Source organism: Allosediminivita pacifica, from assembly GCF_003054175.1.
GTDB lineage: Bacteria > Pseudomonadota > Alphaproteobacteria > Rhodobacterales > Rhodobacteraceae > Allosediminivita > Allosediminivita pacifica.
Genome location: NZ_QBKN01000010.1, coordinates 29,714 through 48,466, shown reverse-complemented (window position 1 = coordinate 48,466; position 18,753 = coordinate 29,714). Strand labels below are relative to the sequence as shown.

Below are 18,753 nucleotides of genomic sequence, written 5' to 3'. Positions count from 1 at the left end.
ATGGCGAGCGGAGATATCGCCCGCCCCGGCGCGGCAAACACACGCCTGGAGCGGTTCCGGAACCTCGTCCACGAGCAGACCGGCATCCGTCTGTCGGCATCCAAGGACCAAATGATCGAGTCGCGGCTCAGGCGGCGCCTGATCGCGCTGGATCTTCCCGACGTCGACACATATCTCGCCTACGTTTTCGAAGGTGGGGGGATGACCTCGGAACTGGGAGAGATCGTCGATCTTCTGACGACGAACAAGACGGATTTCTTCCGCGAGGTCGCGCATTTCGATCTGCTGGAGCGACGGATGATCCCCGAGGCCCTGGCACTCGCCGGGCCCGGGCGCCAGGTTCGCTTCCGGTTCTGGAGCGCGGCGGCCTCGACCGGGGCAGAAGCCTGGTCGGCGGCCATGCTGCTCGACAGAGCGGCGCGCGAGGATGACCGCCTGCGATGGGCCATCCTTGGGACGGACATCTCTACGGGCGTGCTCGCCTCGGCGCGCAAGGCCGTCTACGCGGCGGCGGAACTGTCGCCGGTGCCCGGGCCGCTCAAGACGCGCTACGTGATGTCCGGGCGCGGGCCTGCCAGCGAGCCCCTCTGCCGTATCGTGCCGGAACTGCGGGCCCGGGTGCGGTTCGAGAGGATGAACTTGACCGAGTTTCCCTACCAGATCGAGGACGGTGTGGATGTCTGCTTCCTGCGCAACGTACTGATCTACTTCGAGCCCGACCTTCAGCGTCAGGTGGTGGCTGCGTGCGCCGGGCGGCTGCGTCCAGGGGGGTACCTCGTCGTCGGGCACTCGGAATCCATGATCGTCCGGCAGCCGGACCTGACACAGGTCGTGCCCGGCGCCTTCATCAAGAGCGGAGGAAGAGGATGAGCCGGATCCGCGTCCTGATCGTCGATGACAGCGCCTCGGCCCGGCAGGCGCTTCAGAGCCTTTTGCGGGATGACCCGGGGGTGGAAGTGATCGGCACCGCGGTCGATGCTTTTGACGCCGCCGAGAAAATGCGCAGTACCCTTCCCGATGTGATGCTGCTGGACCTCGAGCTTCCGCGGATGAACGGGCTGACCTTCATGCGCAAGATCATGGCACAGAGGCCCTTGCCGGTGGTGATCTGCTCCAGCCATACCGAGGCGGGATCTAGGCTTGCCATGGAAGCTCTCGAGGCGGGTGCGAGCGAGGTGATCGGCAAGCCCCGGATGGGATCTGTGGAGGCGCGGAAAGAAGCGCAGATCCGCCTGTCGGATGCCATCCGCGCAGCGGCAATGGCCGGCCGGAACGAGGCCGCCTCGGCACGACCTCAGGCCGCCCGTCCCGCCCCGGGCCCCGCGCCCTACAGCAAGTCGGAAAAGCTGACGGCTGACGCGATCTTGCCCGCACCGCGCAAGGGGGGTGTCGCGCCGCGCGACATGGCACCGGTGGTCGCGGTCGGCGCTTCGACTGGCGGCACCGAAGCGCTGGCCCGGCTGCTGTCAAAACTCGATCCCCGGACACCGCCGGTCGTGATCGTCCAGCACATGCCGGAGAAGTTCACCGCCGCGTTTGCCAGCCGTCTCAACGGGATCTCGGCTGTTCAGGTCAGCGAAGCCGTCGACGGCGACCGACCCGAGCCGGGCAGGGTGCTGATCGCGCCAGGGGATCGTCACATGCTGTTGCATCGCCAAGGCCGGGGGTATCGCGTCGAGGTCCGCACCGGCCCCTACGTGGCGCGGCATAGGCCGTCGGTCGACGTGCTGTTCCGCTCGACCGCCATCGCGGCGGGGCCCGCAGCGCTCGGCATCCTGATGACGGGCATGGGCGACGATGGGGCGCGTGGTCTTGGCGAGATGCGCGAGGCCGGTGCCGAGACGTTGGTCCAGGACGAGGCAAGTTCGGTCGTCTGGGGCATGCCGGGCGAAGCGATGCGGATGGGCGCCGCCGACCGCGCGGTGCCGCTCGACCGGATTGCCGCCGAGATCCTGCGCTATTCCACCAGCACGGTATCGCGATGACATCTGTGACCACTACCACAGGCAACGGGCCTGCTCTGCAGGCCCAACTGGATCATGTGGCCGGACGGATCGAGACGATTTTCGAATCCGCCTCTGCAGAGCTTTTCGGTCTGCTGGAGGAGGCCGAGGCAGCCTCCACCACGCTGGTCACCGTGGCGGCGATCGGGGGCCGTGAGGGCCGTGCTCGGCTGAACGGGGCCGTCGAAGCGACCCAAACCCATATCGAGAGGATCGAGGCGCGCTACCGCTATCTCACCGAAACGGCCGAGGCGCTGCGCGCGCATGCGTCACGCCTGCGAGGTGTCTTGCAGGAACAGGCGCGCGACATGAAACTTGCAGCTTTGATCGCAACCAACGCTCGCATCGTGAGCAGCACGGTGGCGGCCAGTGACGGCGCGCTCGCGCGGTTTGCCAATGATGTCCGCGAGCTTCTGGAGCAGGCGGGCGACAGCATGGATCAGCTTCGCGATCAGCTGCGCGCTGCGGACGATAAGCTGGCAAGCGTCTCGGGGCCGGTGCAGGCCATGGTGGCCCGTGCGAGGGAACTGGGTCGGACGAGGGCCGAGCTTCCGACGCTGATGCATCAGGTGACCGGGGACAGCACGCTGGATAAGGCAGCGCAGTCCGCCGGGGCGGGGATGACAGACCTGATGGGCGCGCTGGAGCGGGCGGTTTCGCATCTTCAGGCGGGGGATTCCGCGCGCCAGAGGCTGGAACACGTTCGGTCGATCCTGAAGGAGGCAGAGGACCTCGACGCGGTGGGACGACAGGTGCTGGAGACCCTTGCCGCCGCGCAGATGTCCGCCGCGGTCGAGGCGCTCGACCGGGCGGTGGAGGCGACCCTGCCGGAGCTCGCCGGGATCGAGAAGCCCTGGAAAGCGACCATGGGACTGATGTCGGCGCTTGCCGGGTCGGCCACCGCGCAGGTGTTGAAGGAAATCTCGGTACACTCCTCGAATTTCGCCGAGGGCCTTGCCGCGCTCGAGACACTGCGCACGAAAGTGGGACCCGACATGGCGCAGATCGCGGAACTGTACAGCCGTGGGGCGGAGACGGCGATGCAGGTGTCGCATCTTGAGGACCGCATGAACCTGCTGGGGATCAACGCGATTCTTGTGTCGGAGCGATGCGGCGACGACGGTCATGCCATGACGGAGGTCTCGCGCCAGCTCCGCAGCACGACGGTGCAGATCGGGGTCAACACCAGGGTGATCGTGGAACTGTCCAACGAACAGAAGGAGAAGGCCGGGCTCTTCCAGGTGGCCGAGGCCGAGGACGCGCAGGAGACGACCGAGAACGACATGATCGAGCAATTGCGCCAAGACGTCGAGGCGCTTTCGGGGGCGCTGGCGTCGATGGGGCAGACATTCGACTGGCGCAGCCGCCGATCCCCGGTGGAGGATGTGCGCCAGAGCCTCGTCTACTTCGCCAAGGACATGTCGGAGCGGCTGTCGCTGCCCCCGGATAGGGGCAAGGCGGTTTCGGTGCCGAACGACCGGACAAGGCAGGTTCTCGATGCGATCCGCGAAATCTACACCATGCAGGCCGAGCGCGATCTGCATGACCGGATCCTGGGCGTATCGCCCGCGGCGACGCCTCCTGCGGCCGCTTCTCCCTCTGCTGCGAGCGAGGATGACCTTGATGACGTCTTCTTCGGCTAGCGTTCAGGAGCGCGCGACGTAGCGGTCGCGGCGGTGGTTGACCGTGATGATCACGTTCAGCACCACCGCGCCCAGCAGCGACCAGCCGACCACCTGCCAGGGGAACAGCAGGAGCGAGACCGCGAATACGCAGAGGTCGAAGGAAAGCTGCGTGTGGCCCGCTTTGATCCCCTTTGTGTCCTGCAGCCAGAGCGCGACGATGCCGACACCGCCGAGCGTGGCGCCGTGCCGGAAGAGCGACAGGAGTCCGACTCCGGAGAGCACGCCGAAGAGCGTGGCCCCAAGCGCCGGGTGCAGCGGGTTGATCGTCAGGACAAAGGGCAGGGTATCGGCCAGCGTCGACATGAGCGCGACGGTCGCGAAGCTCTTGATCGTGAAGCGCCATCCGATCTGGTGCACGGCCAGCACGTAGAATGGCAGATTGATGCAGAAGAAGATCAGGCCGAAAGGCCAGCCCGTCGGATAGGAGATGATCAGCGAGAGACCGGCGACCTGACCGGTAAAAAGCTCGGAGGCGCGCAGGAACTGGATCGAGAGCGCGACGAGCGTGGCGCCGATCAGGATGCCCTGAACGTCTTCGACCGGTGTGTGCCGGTCGGCCGGCGGGTTTTCGAGAAGCAGCATGCCTTATGGTTGAGCCGCAAAGCCTGCGCCGGTCAAGCGCCGCCTTGCATGACGCTGCGCCCGCGCAGGCGCCCCGCCCACGCGGTGGGCAGGGCGCGCGGGGTCGGACTCAGCCCGCCAGTGCCTTGTTGAGGTTCTCGTCCACCTTTTCGAGGAAGCCCATGGTGGTGAGCCAGCCCTGGTCGGGTCCGACCAGAAGGGCGAGGTCCTTGGTCATGTGGCCGCTCTCGACGGTCTGCACGATGACCTTTTCCAGCGTCTCGGCAAAGGTCTGGAGCTCTGCGTTGCCGTCGAGTTTGGCGCGGTGCTTGAGCCCGCCTGTCCAGGCATAGATCGAGGCCACCGAGTTGGTGGAGGTCTGTTCGCCGCGCTGGTGCTGACGGTAGTGGCGGGTGACGGTGCCGTGGGCGGCCTCGGCCTCCACGATCTTGCCGTCCGGGGTCATGAGCTGCGAGGTCATCAGGCCGAGCGAGCCGAAGCCCTGGGCGACGGTGTCGGACTGAACGTCTCCGTCGTAGTTCTTGCAGGCCCAGACGAAGCCGCCGTTCCATTTCATTGCGCAGGCGACCATGTCGTCGATCAGACGGTGTTCATACCAGATCCCCTTGGCCTTGAACTTATCGGCGAATTCCTCGTCGAAGACCTTCTGGAAGATTTGCAGGAACTGTCCGTCGTACTGCTTGAGGATGGTGTTCTTGGTCGAGAGGTACAGCGGCCAGCCCATGTTCAGCGCGTAGTTCATGGAGGCGCGGGCGAAGTCGACGATGGACTGGTCGAGGTTGTACATGCCCATGTAGACCCCGGAGGAGGGCGCCTTGTAGACCTCTTCCTCGATCACGGTGCCGTCCTCGCCCACGAACTTCATGGTGAGCGTGCCGGGCCCGGGGAACTTCATGTCCGTGGCTTTGTACTGGTCGCCGAAGGCGTGGCGGCCGATCACGATGGGCTTGGTCCAGCCGGGCACCAGGCGCGGCACGTTGCGGCAGATGATCGGCTGGCGGAAGACCACGCCCCCGAGGATGTTGCGGATGGTGCCGTTGGGCGAGCGCCACATCTTCTTGAGGCCGAATTCCTCGACCCGGCCCTCGTCCGGGGTGATGGTGGCGCATTTGACCGCGACGCCGACCTCCTTGGTTTTCTCGGCCGCGTCGATGGTGATCTGGTCGTCAGTGCGGTCACGCTCCTCGATCCCGAGGTCGTAGTAGAGCAGGTCAACGTCCAGGTATGGCAGGATCAGCTTTTTCTTGATGAAGTCCCATATGATGCGGGTCATCTCGTCACCGTCCATCTCGACGATGGGGTTCTCGACCTTGATCTTCGACATGGCGGAGCATCTCCTTGGCTGAGTCGGCGTTGCCGATGCCCTATAGCAAAACGGTGTTACGGGAAAGTACGGTATGCAGTAGTATACCGAAATGACGCACCGCCTAAGGAGCGCGGGCTGAAAATTTCGCCGGCCCTCATCAGTTGGAAAGGTTTTCGGCGCAATTTCCGCAACATGGAATTGGGTCGCAAGGAATGTCTGGACGCTGGGCTCGGCGCCATTGCGCTTGCGGGCGCGGCCGTCGCGGCGGCGGGCGTCGCGCTGGGATCCGCACCGGCTGAGGCGGGCAAGCCGGTGCTTGTCGTGGCCCCGCCGTGGTCCGACGGGGCGGTGGCGATTTCCATCGCAGCCGGAGGCCGACCGGTCGGCCCCTATGCCGCCGCGTTCGGTGCGCTCGCGGTCTTCGACGGGACCGTGCCGGTGCCGGTGCTCATGGCCCGTGGGGCCTGGGCCGTACGTGGAGGCGAGGCGCTTGCCGCCATTTGTGGAGTGACGTCCGAATGAAAACGATGCTCGACGGGATCGGTCGCTTGCGTCCTGCCCAGATCATCCCGCTTCTGTCGGCGGCAATCCTGCTGCTTCAGGGGATTACCGACTTTGCCCTGGTCGGAGGCATGCCGCTGGCCACTGGCGCCTCGGCCACGCTGGTCGCCGTTGCGTTGGTCAGCCTGCGGATGCAATCCGCCTTGGTAAACTATGTCCTGACGCTTGGCCTAGTGGGGCAAGCGGTCGTGCTGACGGCCTCGCTTTCGGGGCACGCCTGGCAGATCGACAGTCACATGCTCTATTTCGTGATCCTTGCCGCCGTGTCGGTTCTGGGCAGCGTTCCGGTGCTCTTGTTCGCCTGCGTTATCATCGCGGTGCATCACGCAGCGCTGGGTCTGCTGGTACCTGCTCTGGTCTTCCCCTCGAGCACCATTCTGGTGAACATCGAACGGACTGCATTGCACGCCTTTATCGTGGTCATGGAGGCCGCGGTTCTGATCCTTGCCATGACCCGGAAAAGCGCCATGGATGCCGAGGTTGCCGAGCGAAGCCAGGCACTGGCCGAGCAGAGCCAGCGTGCCGAAGAAGCCGAAGCCGCCGCGCAGGAAAGCGCGCGCGAGGCGACCCAAGCGATCTCCGTACTGCGGGCCCGGCTGGCACGGCTGGCTGACCGTGATCTCGATTGTCGGATCGAGGTGGCCCTGCCACCGGCGTTCGAGGATCTGCGCCGTGATTTCAACAGGGCGATCGGCCAGGTCGGCACGCTGATGAACGATGCACGCGACCTGGCGAATCAGTTCGACAACGAGGCCCGCGCTGTCGAGGGCGTGACCGGTGCCCTGTCCACAACGAGCGAGGTTCAGGCGCGGGACCTGAGCGATACGGCTTCGGGCATGTCACATGTGACCGACCGGCTCGCCGGAACGGCCGAGCGCGCCTCGACCCTGGCCGAACGCGCCGGGGCGACCCGCCAGGAGGCCGCGGGCGGCGGCGAGGTGACCAACCGCGCCGTGGCGGCGATGAAGCTGATCGAGGAAAGTTCGGGCGAGGTGGGAAAGATCATCGATTTGATCGACGATATCGCCTTCCAGACCAACCTGCTTGCTCTGAATGCAGGGGTGGAGGCTGCACGCGCGGGCGCCTCGGGGCGCGGCTTCGCGGTGGTTGCCGGGGAAGTGCAGGCGCTGGCACAGCGGACCGCGGATGCTGCGGCCGGGGTGAAGAAACTGATCTCGAGCAGCGAGGAACAGGTGAGCGACGGGGCGCGGCTGGTGAACGAGGCCGGAGAGCGGCTGACACGGGTCGTGGGGCATGTGTCGGAACTTTCCGAGATGATCCTGGTCATCCGTGACGAAGCGCAGGGCCAGTCGGAAGAGATGAGCGGACTGTCGGACACGCTCGCACGGCTCGACGAGAAGACGCAGGAGACTGCCGGTCAGAGCGAGGAACTCGCGGCACTTGGGATGCGGCTTCGCGACAACGCCCGCACCCTGAGCAACACCATGTCGAGTTTCCGGGTGCCCGGCTCAGGAGAGGGGCAACAGGCGGCAGCCTGAGCCGTGCGCCTCCGGGCGTCATGGCTCGGTTCAGTGCGTTCCCATACGTTCCTCGGCCTTGCCCAGCCGCAGCATGGCAAGCAGCGCGAGCGCGGCATAGAGCAGGATGCCGACTGCAAGCGGCCGTGGCGTGCCGTCGAAAGCGAGACCGATGGGGGCGCCCAGCACGACGGCGAGGATGGTCGAGATGGCACCGATAATCGAGGCGGCCATGCCCGCGATATGTCCCATCGGCTCCATCGCGATGGCGTTCAGATTGCCGATGGAGAGCCCGGCCTGGAAGAAGATCGACGTCTGCCAGATCACGAAGACCGCAAAGAGAGGCAGACCATGGAGACCCGCGAAGAGCAGGACGACCATGGTTCCAGTCAGGCAGACCTGAACCTTGAGCATGGTGGTCACGAGGAAGCGCATTCCGAGCCGCATCACCAGCACGGCATTGAGGAAACTCGCCGACGATGCGCAGACCGCGATGCCCCCGAACCAGAGGTGGAAGGTTTCGCCCCGGTCGAAGGTCACGTCGAAGATCTGCTGGGTCGAACTGAGGAAGGCGAACATCATGCCGAAGGTGAGCGTCTGCACCACAAGAGAAAGACGCACGACCGGATGGGCGAAAATCTCGCGCAGAGCGCTGCCGATCATGGCGGGCTGGAAAGCGCGGCGTTGCTCTTTCGGAAGCGTCTCGGGCAGGCGGATGGTCAGCCAGGTGACCGAGAGCAGCGAGAAGATCACGAAGGCACCAAAGACCGCGCGCCAGCCGGCGAGCGCGATGATGCCGTTGCCGATGGTCGGGGCCAGCGCCGGTACCAGCGTGAAGACCATCATGACAAAGGACATGATCTGCGCCATGCCTCGCCCGGCGTAGAGGTCGCGGATGATGGCGAGCGCAACCACGCGGGGGCCGGCCGCGCCGAAGCCTTGGACAAGGCGCGCAAGAAGCAGGACCTCGAGCCGTTGCGAAAACGCGGCGACGGCTGCGGCGGCGATGTAAACGGCGGCCCCGCCGATGATGACCGGCTTGCGCCCAAGAGCATCCGACAGCGGGCCGGTCAGGAAGGTGCCCATTCCCATGCCGAGCACGAAGCTCGTGATGACGAGCTGCACGCGGTTGATGTTGTCCGGAGACATGGCCTCGCCGATTTCGGGCAGCGAGGGCAGCATCGCGTCGATCGAGAAGGCGACCGTCGCAAGCATCATCGCCATCAGCGCGATGAACTCGTTGCGCGACGGGGCATTTTGCCGGGGCGCGGGCGTGCCGTCGGTCATGGGAACTCCTGGAGGTTGCCCCTTCTGCTACGCCTGCGCCACGAGGGGTGCAAGGTCCGGCCCGCCTGCCGGGGTCGGCCCCTGACCTGCTGCCTGTCTGTCAGGCGGCCGGATCGGCCCCGGCGGCAAGCTCGTCGATGACCTTCTGCCAGAGCTCGGGCGGCTGTGCGCCGGGAACGGCATGCTGGCTGGCGACGATGAAGGTCGGCACAGCCGAGACCCCCATGCCCCGGGCGGCGGCGTCCTGTTCGACGATCTCGTCGCGGTCGGCGTCGGACTTGAGCAACCGCGCGATGAGCCCGGCATCGAGCCCGGAGCTGTCGGCGATGTCGCAGAGCACGTCGAAGTCACTGATGTCACGGCCTTCGACGAAATAGGCCTTGAAAAGGGCGGAGACGACCGCGGTCTGCACGCCCTCGACGCCGCCCCAGTGGATCAGCCGCTGTGCATGGAGCGAGGACGGGGTGCGTTCGATCTTGTCGAAATTGAGCGTCACGCCTGCCTTTTCGGCATGCTCGAGGATCGGCCGGTACGCTTCGGCGGCGGCTTCCTTGCTGCCGAACTTCGCTTCGAGATGTTCACGGCGGTCGCGGCCCGCTTCGGGCATCTCGGGGTTCAGCATGAAGGGCAGCCAACGGACCTGAAAGGGGTGGTTGGGGTTCGCCTGCAGAGCCTGGTCGAGGTAGCCCTTGCCGATGTAACACCAGGGGCAGACCGGATCGGAAAAGATGTCGAGCTGGATCATGTCGAGCCTTTCTGTTTGCGTCCCTATAACAGGAAACGGGGGCGTGGCGAACCGCAGGCTTGCGCAATCAGTCGATGACGTGGTCGCGCAGGGCGCGGCGGATCAGCTTGCCGTTGGCGCTGCGGGGCAGCCCATCGACGCGAATGAAGGCGCGTGGGCACTTGTAGCGTGCGAGACGTTCAGCCGCCGCGTGCTTGAGGGTATCCGCGTCGAGGTCGGCTTCGGCGGTGTAGAAGGCGGCGATGACGCGGACGTCTTCGCGGACGGCGATGTCGGTGACCGCGATCTCGGTGATGCCCGGAAGGTCGGCAAGGGCCGCCTCGACCTCGATCGGGGAGACGCGGTAGCCCCCGGCGTTCATCATGTCGTCGTCGCGGCCGAGGTAGTCGATCTGCCCATCCGCGCGCATGAGCCCGGTATCGCCGGTGACGAACCAGTCGCCGGTGAACTTGGCGCGGGTCGCGTCCGGCGCGCCGACGTATTCTAGCATGAGACCGGGATCGCCGCGGTGCACGGCGATGGTGCCGGGGGTGTCGCGGGGGACGGGCGTGCCGGTTTCATCGACGATGGCGACGTGGCGGCCGCGCTGCGGGCGGCCGAGGCTGCCGCCGGTCGCGGGCCGTCCGGGCGCGGCCGAGATGAAGGTGGAGCACTCGGACATGCCGTAGGCCTCGTAGATCGCGGTGCCGGTCGCATCGTGCCACGCGGTGCGGATCGTCTCGGACAGTTTCTCGCCGGCGGCCAGACCGTGGCGCAGGCGCGGCAGGGGCGCTACGGGATACTTGAGGATCTGGCGGTAAACGCCGGGCGCGGCTGCGAAAAGCGTGGCGTCGTTGCGCTTCATCAGGAGGGCGAGCTGTGCCGGATCGGTACCGGGCGCGGGGATGAGGGCCGTGGCGCGCTGCGTCCAGGGGTCCATCAGACCCGTGCCGAGCGTGTAGGTCCAGTTGAAGGCCCCCGCGTGCATGAGCCGGTCCTCGGGCCGCAGGTCGTACCAGTCGGTCATCATCATCTGCCGCGCCCAGATGGCGCGGTGGGCGTGGGCGACGGCGCGGGGCGTGCCGGAGGTGCCCGAGGTATAGACGATGTAGGCGCAGCGTTCGGGATCGCCCATGTGGTAGTCCGCCGGAGGCAGGTTCTGCCAGGCGGTGAGGTCTTCGTGTGAGAAGACCGGCAGGTTCGTGTCCGGACAGGTGATGCCCTCACCGCGCAGGATGGCCGCGGGCGCGAGGTGGTCGATGATGCCCGCGACCTCGCGCTCGGTCAGCTGCGAGGAGGACGGCACCGGGACGAGGCCCGCCGCGATCGCCCCGAGGTAGGCGATTGGAAACTCGACATCGTTTCCGAGCCGCATCAACACGATGTCGCCGGGGGCGAGGCCCGCGTTCAGCAGCCCGGTGGCCGTGCCGCGCACCGCCGCGATGAGCCTGCCGTAGGACCAGCGCCGCGCGCCGGTGGGTTTGACCACCGAAAGCGCGATCTTGTCGGGCGTCGCCGCTCCGGCAGCCAGCACGTGGGCGGCGAGGTTGAAGGGCGCGGGGCAGGGGGCGAAGCCCCCGTCATCATGAAGCGACAGCATGGCTCCGGATTAGGCACCGGCGGGCGCGCTTGCAAGGCCGGGGGCGCGGGCCTATAGCAGGTCGCCATGACGCGCGACCCGAAATCCCTCATCCGCATCGCCCGTGAAAACGGTGACGATCACGGCGCCGAGCCGCTAGACTTGGGCCAGCGCGTGCGCGAGTTGCGCAAAGAGAAGGACTGGACGCTGGAGCAGGCCGCCAAGCAGGCCGGACTCGCACGCTCGACGCTCTCGAAGATCGAGAACGGGCAGATGTCGCCCACCTATGATGCGCTGCGCAAGCTGGCCGTGGGGTTGCAGATCACGATCCCGCAGCTGTTCACCCCGCCACGCGCCGACAAGGTCAACGGTCGGATGGCGGTCACGCGGTCGGGCGAGGGCAACCACCACGCCACCACGACCTATGAACACGACCTGCTGGCCGAGACGCTGACCCGCAAGAAGATGCTGCCCTACCGGGCGCGGGTCCGGGCGCGCAGCATGGAGGAATTCGACGGCTGGGTGCGCCACGACGGCGAGGAGTTCCTCTATGTGCTGACCGGCGTCGTCCGGCTTTACACCGAGTTCTACGAGCCCATCGAGATGCGCCGGGGCGACAGCGCCTATTACGACGCGACCATGGGGCACAACGTGGTCTCGGTCAGCGAGGACGACGCCACCATTCTTTGGGTGACGTCGCTCGGCTGATCGCTGCGATTGGCCTTTTAGGGCTCAGCGTTCCGGCAGAAGGCCCCGCGGGCTGAACCGCAACACCACCAGAAGCACCACGCCCATGGTCAGCAGCCGCACCTGTTGAACGCTGTCCATGAGATGCGCGCGAATTGCGCTGTCCTCGGCCATGCCGGCAGTAATGAGGCCCATGGCGCCCTGTGCCATGGGTTCGACCTGAACCCAGAGAAACCAGATGATGAAACCGCCGAGCACGGCGCCGAGGTTGTTGCCCGAGCCGCCGACGATCACCATGACCCAGATGAGGAAGGTGTAGCGCAGCGGCTGGTAGGTGCCCGGCACGAGCTGGCCGTCGAGCGTCGTCATCATGGCGCCCGCGATCCCGCAGAGCGCACTGCCCAGCACGAAGACCTGCAGGTGGCGGGCGGTCACATCCTTGCCCATGGCGCGGGCGGCGGTTTCGTTGTCGCGGATGGCGCGCATCATGCGGCCCCAGGGCGACTTGAGCGCAAGCTGCGCGAGCACGAGAAGGATCACCAGCAAGATCGAGAAAAGCGCAGCATATCCGAGCTTTACGTAAATTGTCGAAGCGGTGGTCGGGTCCATCCCGAAGCTTGCCGCCGCCTCGACAAAGCCGGGATCGTTCTGAAGGTCGATCTCGTAGGGCACGGGCCGAGGCAGGCCGGTCACGTTCTTCACGCCGCGCGCCATCCAGTCTTCGGCCTTAAGGATCGCGATTATGATCTCGGCGATGCCGAGCGTCGCGATGGCGAGGTAGTCGGACCGCAGGCCGAGGGCGATCTTGCCGATGAGCCATGCGGCGCCCGCGGCGAGCAGTCCGCCCACGGGCCAGCTCAGGAGCACGGGCAGGCCAAGCCCGCCGAGGTAGCCGGTGGCGGCGGGGTTCACGTCCTCGACCGCCTCGACCGCAGGGTCGAGCAGCCAGCGGTAGACGAAGAAGCCCGCGATCAGGAAGGTCGCCACGGCCCAGCCGCGGTGCACGCGCTTCCAAATCCGCGTCGCACCGGCAATGACGAGGCCACCGACGACAAGCGCCAGCAGGAGGCGCGGGCCGCCCGCGGCCCAGGCCTCGGGCACCGGGTCGACCGAGGTCAGCACCACCGCCAGACCGCCGAGCGCCACGAACCCCATGACGCCCACGTTGAAGAGTCCCGCAATGCCCCACTGCAGGTTCACGCCAAGCGCCATGACCGCGCTGACCAGCCCCATGTTCAGGATCAGCAGCGCCGAGTTCCAGCTTTGCACGAAGCCGGTGCCGAGGATCAGCACCGCGACGAGGGCGAAAAGACCGAAGGTGCGCAGGGTCATACCGCTTTCCCCCTGAAAAGACCGGTGGGCCGGAACAGCAGAACGATCACGAGGATCACGAAGCTCACGGCGAACTTGTAGTCGGTGGAGAGGAGCTGCAGCAGCCCCTCGGGCTCCCAGGCCTCGGGCACCATGTGCGCCACGACGCGCTTCCAGGCATAGACGATGCCAACCTCGGAAAAGGCGATGATGAAGCCGCCCGCGATGGCCCCCAGTGGCGATCCCAACCCGCCGACGATGGCCGAGGCGAAGACCGGCAACAGCAGCTGGAAGTATGTGAAGGGTTTATAGCTCTTGTCGAGACCGTAGAGCACGCCCGCGATGGTCGCGAGCGCCGCAACGATGAGCCATGTGACCATGACCACGCGCTCGGGGTTGATGCCCGAGAGCAGCGCCAGATCCTCGTTGTCGGAATAGGCGCGCATGGACTTGCCCGTGCGGGTGTAGGTCAGGAACCAGAAAAGCAGGGCCACGACGATGATGGCGGTCACCAGCGTGATCGCCTGCGTCGATTTGATCGCTAGCCCCTCCTCGAGACCGGTCATGCGGCGGAAATCCAGCGCACCGATCAGGAAGCGCTCGCCATCGGCAAAGCGCTGGTCGTCGGGGCCGAGCACGACGCGCGTCAGCCCGTTGTAGATGAACATGACGCCCATGGAGACGATGACGAGGATCACCGGCTTGGCCTTCTGCGCGCGGTAGAACCGGTAGACCACCCGGTCGGTCAGCAGCAGCAGGGCCGCGGCTCCCGCGATGCCGAAGGGAATGGCCAGCAGCGCTGTGGGCAGCGGCCCGAGCGAGATGCCCATGGACTGGAACCACCAGGTGAAGAGGATCGCGACCATCGTGCCAAAGGCCATGGTGTCGCCGTGGGCGAAGTTGGAAAAGCGCAGGATCCCGTAGATCAGCGTGACCCCCAGCGCGCCGAGCGCCAGCTGGCTGCCATAGGCGATGGCCGGGATCAGCACGAAATTCGACAGGGCCACGAAGGCGTTGAGAAAGTCCATTGTCACTCCGTATGACGCAGGGGCCGGGCCGCCGCGCTCATCCCCCCAGGAAACTGCGCCGGACCTCGGGATTGGCGAGCAGCGCCGCCCCCGTGTCGGTATAGGCATTGCGGCCCTGCACCAGCACGTAGCCGCGGTCCGCGATCTCGAGCGCCTGGCGGGCGTTCTGTTCGACCATGAGGATCGGAATGCCGGTGCGGGCGACCTCGATGATGCGGTCGAAAAGTTCGTCCATGACGATGGGGCTGACCCCGGCGGTGGGCTCGTCCAGCATCAGGACCTTGGGCTTGGTCATGAGCGCACGGCCCACGGCCACCTGCTGTCGCTGGCCGCCGGAAAGCTCGCCCGCGGGCTGGCGGCGCTTTTCCTTCAGAATCGGGAACAGGTCGTAGACCTGCTCCATGGTCTGGCGGAAATCGTCGCGCCGGATGAAGGCGCCCATCTCGAGGTTCTCCTCCACCGTCATGGAGGTGAAGATGTTGTTGGTCTGGGGCACGAAGCCCATGCCCTTGCGCACGCGCGCCTGCGGGCTGAGCGCGGTGATGTCCTCGCCATCGAGCAGCACGGCGCCCTGCCGGATGTCCAGCATGCCGAAGACCGCCTTCATGGCGGTGGACTTGCCCGCGCCGTTGGGGCCGACGATGACGGCGATCTCGCCGCGCTCCACGGCGATTGTGCAGTCGTGCAGGATGTCGGCGCCGCGCCCGTAGCCGCCGGTCATCGCGTGCCCTTCGAGAAAGGCGCCGCCTGCGCCTGGACGTGCCGTGCCGGCGGGGCGGGTGCCGTCGATTTCGCCCATGCCGTCGGGGTTGGCGATGGAGCGGTCGCGGTTGCCGCGGTCGCCGTAGGGGTCGGAACTCATCCGCGCCTCCCGGCCGGAACGGCCCGCTTCTTTTCGCCGGAAATACCTCGGGGGGAGGCCGCGCATAGCGCGGACGGGGGGCAGAGCCCCCCGCGCGGAGGCGCCGAAGGCGCGCCCGCCCCCGGGCGACGCCGGCAGGCGGCGCAAGTCATGGCGCTCACGATGCCGTCTCCTTGTTCTTAAGTCCGGTGCCCAGGTAGGCCTCGATCACGGCGTCGTTGGACTTGATCTGATCGATCGAGCCTTCTGCCAGCACCTTGCCCTCGGCCATGACGATGACCGGGTCGCAGAGGCGGCCGATGAAATCCATGTCGTGCTCGATCATGCAGAAGGTGTAGCCACGCTCTTCGTTCAGGCGTTTAATTGCGTCACCTATGGTATTGAGAAGCGTTCGGTTGACGCCCGCGCCGACCTCGTCGAGGAAGACCACCTTGGCGTCGACCATCATGGTTCGGCCGAGTTCGAGGAGTTTCTTCTGTCCACCGGACAGGTTGCCTGCCTTCTCGTCCTTGAGGTGCGAAACGGTCAGAAAATCAAGAACTTCGTCGGCTTTCTTCAGAAGCGCCCGCTCTTCCTGAGCGATGCGGCCGCGGCCGATCCAGGCGTTCCAGAGGGTTTCGCCCGACTGGCTGCCCGGCACCATCATCAGGTTCTCACGGCAGGTCATCGAGGGGAATTCATGCGCGATCTGGAAGGTCCGCAGCAGCCCCTCATGGAAGAGTTCGTGCGGCGGCAGGCCGGTGATGTCCTCGCCATCCATGAAGACACGGCCGCTCGTCGGTGGAAGAGCGCCCGCCACCACGTTGAAAAGCGTCGTCTTTCCCGCACCGTTCGGGCCAACAAGCCCGGTGATCGACCCATCGGCGATCTCGAGCGTGGCGCCGTCGACGGCGTGGAAACCGCCGAAGTGGCGGTGAAGGTCCTCGACCCTGATCACGGTAGTCATCCCTGTACCGGCGCGTTGACCGCGCCTTCGTCTTCAATTCGAAACGGCCCGGGATTTGCCCGGGCCGCTCAACGGCGTCAAGCGCCGCTCACTTGAATTCGACAGTGGTGTAGTCGCCGTCTTCGATATCGTAGTGGCGGTACGTGCCGGCTGCTTCGCCAGGGCCGATCAGTTCTACCGCAGAAGCGCCGACGTAGTCGATCTCGCCGCCATCCGTGAGGATCTGGAGCGCCTTTCCCAGTTCGCCCGGCAGGATCGGCTCGCCCGGAGCGTTGGCGACGCTCATGACGTTTTCGGCCACGGCCTCGGAGGTGGCTTCGCCGCCCTTCATCATCGCCAGCGCAATGAGCGCCGCCGCGTCGTAGCTTTCGCGGGTGAAGGAGCTTTCCCCGTTGATGCCGGCCTCCTCGGTGATCTTGGCGAACATCTCCGCGCCTTCGCCCTCGGACCAGGGAACCGCGCCGAAAGAGCCGTTCATGTAGTCGCCAAGCGCATCCATGAGCGCGTCGCCGTACATGCCGTCGCCCATCATGAAGGTGTCGAATGCGCCGGTGTCGAGCGCGGCCTGGATCATGCCGCGGCCGCCGCTGTCGGAGTAGCCGAGGACGACCAGGACGTCGCCGCCTGCGGAGGCCGCCGAGGCAATCTCGGCCGAGTAGTCCGCCTTGTTGTCCTCGTGGGGCAGGTTGATGGTGATCTCGCCGCCCATGTCCTCGTAGGCAGCGGCGAAGGCATCGCTGAGGCCCTTGCCATAGTCCGAGTTGGAGTAGGTGACGGCGACCTCGCCGATGTCGCGCTCCATCAGAATCTCGGCCAGGACGACACCTTGACGCGCATCCGACGGAGCGGTGCGGAAGAAGAGGCCGTTGTCCTCGGCGTCCGACAGCGCGGGCGAGGTGGCGGAAGGCGAGATCATGGGAATTCCGTTCGGCACGGCCACGTTCGACAGGACGGCGCCGGTCACGCCCGAGCAGTCCGCGCCCATGATGGCGACGATGCTGTCGGTGGTGACGAGGCGTTCGCCGGCTGCGGTGGCAGCGGCGCTGTCGACGCAGGTGGAGTCCGCGCGCACCGGCGCGAGCGTGACGCCGTCGAGGAAATTGCCGCTCTCGTTGATTTCGCTCAGCGCGAGTTCCGCGCTGGCGGCCATTTGCGGGGTGAGCGATTCAATCGGACCGGTGAAGCCCAGGATCACGCCGATCCCGACCTCCTGGGTGTGGCTTTCGGCGTTCGCTGCACCGGCGCAGAGCGCCGCGGCCGCGGTGGCTGCGAGAAGCTTGTTCATTGTGGTTCAACTCCCTGTGTTGGACCTTTTCGTCCGCGCGGAAGCCTATGCGGGGCACTTCCAAATGAAAAGAGTTCACGCGAACGCGAGGTGCGCCAGGCAACCGTCGTGGGCCGTCTCGCCGATATGCGCAGCATGGCAAGGGCTAAACTGGCCGGGGTCCGATGTCTGTTTTTGCGTTCAATAGCAATTATATATTGCTCGAATCTAACGTGATACGTGAGGCGTCTAGGCTTCGGCTCCGGGCACGGCTAACCTCGCGGCAGGTTCCCCCCGTCGGTCAGACCGAGAGGCGTGTCGCGCTGGTGCCGCGTTCGCGGTAGGGCGTCGTGTTGTAGTGGGCGCGGTAGCACTTGGAAAAGTGCGAGGGCGAGGCGAACCCGCAGCTGAGCGCCACGTTGATGACGCTCATGTCCGTCTGCATTAGCAGGTTGCGCGCCTTCTGGAGACGCAGCTCCATGTAGTAGCGCTTGGGCGAGCGGTTGAGGTAGCGGCGGAAGAGCCGTTCGAGCTGGCGTGTCGACATGCCCACCCGCTGGGCGAGGAGCGCGGGCGAGATCGGCTCCTCGATATTCTGCTCCATCATCTGGATGACCTGGCTCAGCTTGGGATGGCGGACGCCGATGCGCGTGGGTACCGAGAGCCGTTGCGTGTCCTGGTCGGTGCGGATCGAGGAGTAGATGAGCTGGTCGGCGACGGCGTTGGCGAGTTCCTCGCCGTGGTCATCGGCGATGACCTTGAGCATCAGGTCGATCGAGGAGGTGCCGCCGGCGGTCGTCATGCGGTGCCCGTCGATGACGAAGACCGACTTGGTCAGGTTCACCTCGTCGAATTCCTCGGCGAAGCTGTCCTGGTTTTCCCAGTGGATCGTCGCGCGCTTGCCGTCGAGCAGCCCCGCCTTTGCGAGTGTATAGCCTGCGGTGCAGAGACCACCCACCTTGAGGCCGCGGCGGGCCTCTCGGCGCAGCCAGTTGAGCATCCGCTTGGTCGAGGCCTTCTGCACGTCGATCCCGCCGCAGAGCATGATGGTATCATCGCGCGTGAGTTCGGGCAGTGGGCCGTCGAGCCGGAAGGTCACGCCGGCCGAGCAGGTGACAAAGGCGTCGGAGTCGTCTGCCCCTTCGCTTTCGCCCGTGATGGTCCATTCGTAAAGCTTCTTGTCCGCCACGCGGTTGGCGATCCTCAGGGATTCCACCGCCGCGGCAAAGCAAAGCATGGTGAATTCGGGCAGGAGCACGAAGACGAAGCGACGCGGCTTGCGGGGCACGTCGGTCAGTTCGACGACGGGGCGCTGGCTGTCGGGGGGCATGGCGTTTCCCTTCCTTGACGGAGGCCGTCATTCCGCGCGGCCCGGACCGACAAGGGCAGGTTTGCCCGAAAGCGTCAAGACGCGACGGAAAAGAACCATGGCCAGAGCGTCTGGCCTTCG

At 66.1% G+C, this 18,753-nt stretch carries 17 protein-coding genes; 6 read left to right on the top strand and 11 right to left on the bottom strand.

The window, feature by feature from the left end; translation table 11 throughout:
- From C8N44_RS09530 to C8N44_RS09520, 3 genes are read left to right on the top strand one after another with little or no spacing between them, the layout of a single operon-like run.
- Complete coding sequence (locus C8N44_RS09530; protein WP_107975965.1) at positions 1–870, top strand: CheR family methyltransferase; 870 nt, start codon at positions 1–3, stop codon at positions 868–870.
- Positions 867–1,985: a protein-glutamate methylesterase/protein-glutamine glutaminase gene (locus C8N44_RS09525; protein WP_107975964.1), complete on the top strand. Its 1,119-nt coding sequence runs from the start codon at positions 867–869 to the stop codon at positions 1,983–1,985. The genes C8N44_RS09530 and C8N44_RS09525 overlap by 4 nt, the downstream gene beginning before the upstream one ends.
- 5 nt (positions 1,986–1,990) lie before the next feature.
- Positions 1,991–3,646: a coiled-coil domain-containing protein gene (locus C8N44_RS09520; RefSeq protein WP_158274029.1), complete on the top strand. Its 1,656-nt coding sequence runs from the start codon at positions 1,991–1,993 to the stop codon at positions 3,644–3,646.
- Positions 3,647–3,649: 3 nt separating this feature from the next.
- On the opposite strand, the gene C8N44_RS09515 is transcribed toward C8N44_RS09520, so the two are convergent.
- Both C8N44_RS09515 and C8N44_RS09510 read right to left on the bottom strand, forming a co-directional pair.
- Positions 3,650–4,270 carry a YitT family protein gene (locus tag C8N44_RS09515; protein WP_107975962.1) on the bottom strand — a complete coding sequence of 207 codons (621 nt, stop codon included), beginning with the start codon at positions 4,268–4,270 and terminating at the stop codon, positions 3,650–3,652.
- A gap of 109 nt (positions 4,271–4,379) precedes the next feature.
- Positions 4,380–5,594: an NADP-dependent isocitrate dehydrogenase gene (locus C8N44_RS09510; RefSeq protein WP_107975961.1), complete on the bottom strand. Its 1,215-nt coding sequence runs from the start codon at positions 5,592–5,594 to the stop codon at positions 4,380–4,382.
- Positions 5,595–5,768: 174 nt separating this feature from the next.
- Between C8N44_RS09510 and C8N44_RS09505 the strand changes: the two genes are divergently transcribed.
- Together C8N44_RS09505 and C8N44_RS09500 are read left to right on the top strand one after the other, a co-directional pair.
- The gene (locus C8N44_RS09505) at positions 5,769–6,098 is read left to right on the top strand and encodes a hypothetical protein (protein WP_107975960.1); all 330 of its coding nucleotides are present in this window, start codon (positions 5,769–5,771) and stop codon (positions 6,096–6,098) included.
- Positions 6,095–7,636 (top strand): methyl-accepting chemotaxis protein, encoded by a 1,542-nt coding sequence (locus C8N44_RS09500; RefSeq protein WP_107975959.1) that lies wholly within the window; start codon positions 6,095–6,097, stop codon positions 7,634–7,636. Before C8N44_RS09505 ends, C8N44_RS09500 begins: the two co-directional genes overlap by 4 nt.
- 30 nt (positions 7,637–7,666) lie before the next feature.
- Here C8N44_RS09500 and C8N44_RS09495 read toward each other — a convergent pair whose 3' ends face one another.
- From C8N44_RS09495 to C8N44_RS09485, 3 genes are all read right to left on the bottom strand, one after another.
- Positions 7,667–8,902 carry a multidrug effflux MFS transporter gene (locus C8N44_RS09495; protein ID WP_107975958.1) on the bottom strand — a complete coding sequence of 412 codons (1,236 nt, stop codon included), beginning with the start codon at positions 8,900–8,902 and terminating at the stop codon, positions 7,667–7,669.
- A 100-nt stretch (positions 8,903–9,002) separates the two neighbouring features.
- Positions 9,003–9,647: a DsbA family oxidoreductase gene (locus tag C8N44_RS09490; protein ID WP_107975957.1), complete on the bottom strand. Its 645-nt coding sequence runs from the start codon at positions 9,645–9,647 to the stop codon at positions 9,003–9,005.
- Between the two features lie 67 nt (positions 9,648–9,714).
- The gene (locus tag C8N44_RS09485) at positions 9,715–11,226 is read right to left on the bottom strand and encodes a class I adenylate-forming enzyme family protein (protein ID WP_107975956.1); all 1,512 of its coding nucleotides are present in this window, start codon (positions 11,224–11,226) and stop codon (positions 9,715–9,717) included.
- A gap of 66 nt (positions 11,227–11,292) precedes the next feature.
- Between C8N44_RS09485 and C8N44_RS09480 the strand changes: the two genes are divergently transcribed.
- Positions 11,293–11,913, top strand: a complete 621-nt coding sequence (locus tag C8N44_RS09480; RefSeq protein ID WP_107975955.1) for a helix-turn-helix domain-containing protein — start codon at positions 11,293–11,295, stop codon at positions 11,911–11,913.
- Between the two features lie 24 nt (positions 11,914–11,937).
- Here C8N44_RS09480 and C8N44_RS09475 read toward each other — a convergent pair whose 3' ends face one another.
- The 6 genes from C8N44_RS09475 to C8N44_RS09450 form a co-directional block, all read right to left on the bottom strand.
- Positions 11,938–13,224: a branched-chain amino acid ABC transporter permease gene (locus C8N44_RS09475; protein ID WP_188758697.1), complete on the bottom strand. Its 1,287-nt coding sequence runs from the start codon at positions 13,222–13,224 to the stop codon at positions 11,938–11,940.
- Entirely contained in the window at positions 13,221–14,231 is a 1,011-nt protein-coding gene (locus tag C8N44_RS09470) for a branched-chain amino acid ABC transporter permease (RefSeq protein ID WP_107975954.1), read from the bottom strand. Before C8N44_RS09470 ends, C8N44_RS09475 begins: the two co-directional genes overlap by 4 nt.
- Positions 14,232–14,268: 37 nt before the next feature.
- Positions 14,269–15,093 (bottom strand): ABC transporter ATP-binding protein, encoded by an 825-nt coding sequence (locus C8N44_RS09465; RefSeq protein WP_107975953.1) that lies wholly within the window; start codon positions 15,091–15,093, stop codon positions 14,269–14,271.
- Positions 15,094–15,250: 157 nt separating this feature from the next.
- The gene (locus C8N44_RS09460; protein ID WP_107976037.1) at positions 15,251–16,030 is read right to left on the bottom strand and encodes an ABC transporter ATP-binding protein; all 780 of its coding nucleotides are present in this window, start codon (positions 16,028–16,030) and stop codon (positions 15,251–15,253) included.
- 97 nt (positions 16,031–16,127) lie between these two features.
- A complete protein-coding gene (locus C8N44_RS09455; RefSeq protein ID WP_107975952.1) occupies positions 16,128–17,324 on the bottom strand; it encodes an ABC transporter substrate-binding protein in 1,197 nt (398 codons plus the stop codon).
- Between the two features lie 280 nt (positions 17,325–17,604).
- Complete coding sequence (locus C8N44_RS09450; protein ID WP_107975951.1) at positions 17,605–18,633, bottom strand: GlxA family transcriptional regulator; 1,029 nt, start codon at positions 18,631–18,633, stop codon at positions 17,605–17,607.
- Between the last annotated feature and the right edge of the window lie 120 nt (positions 18,634–18,753).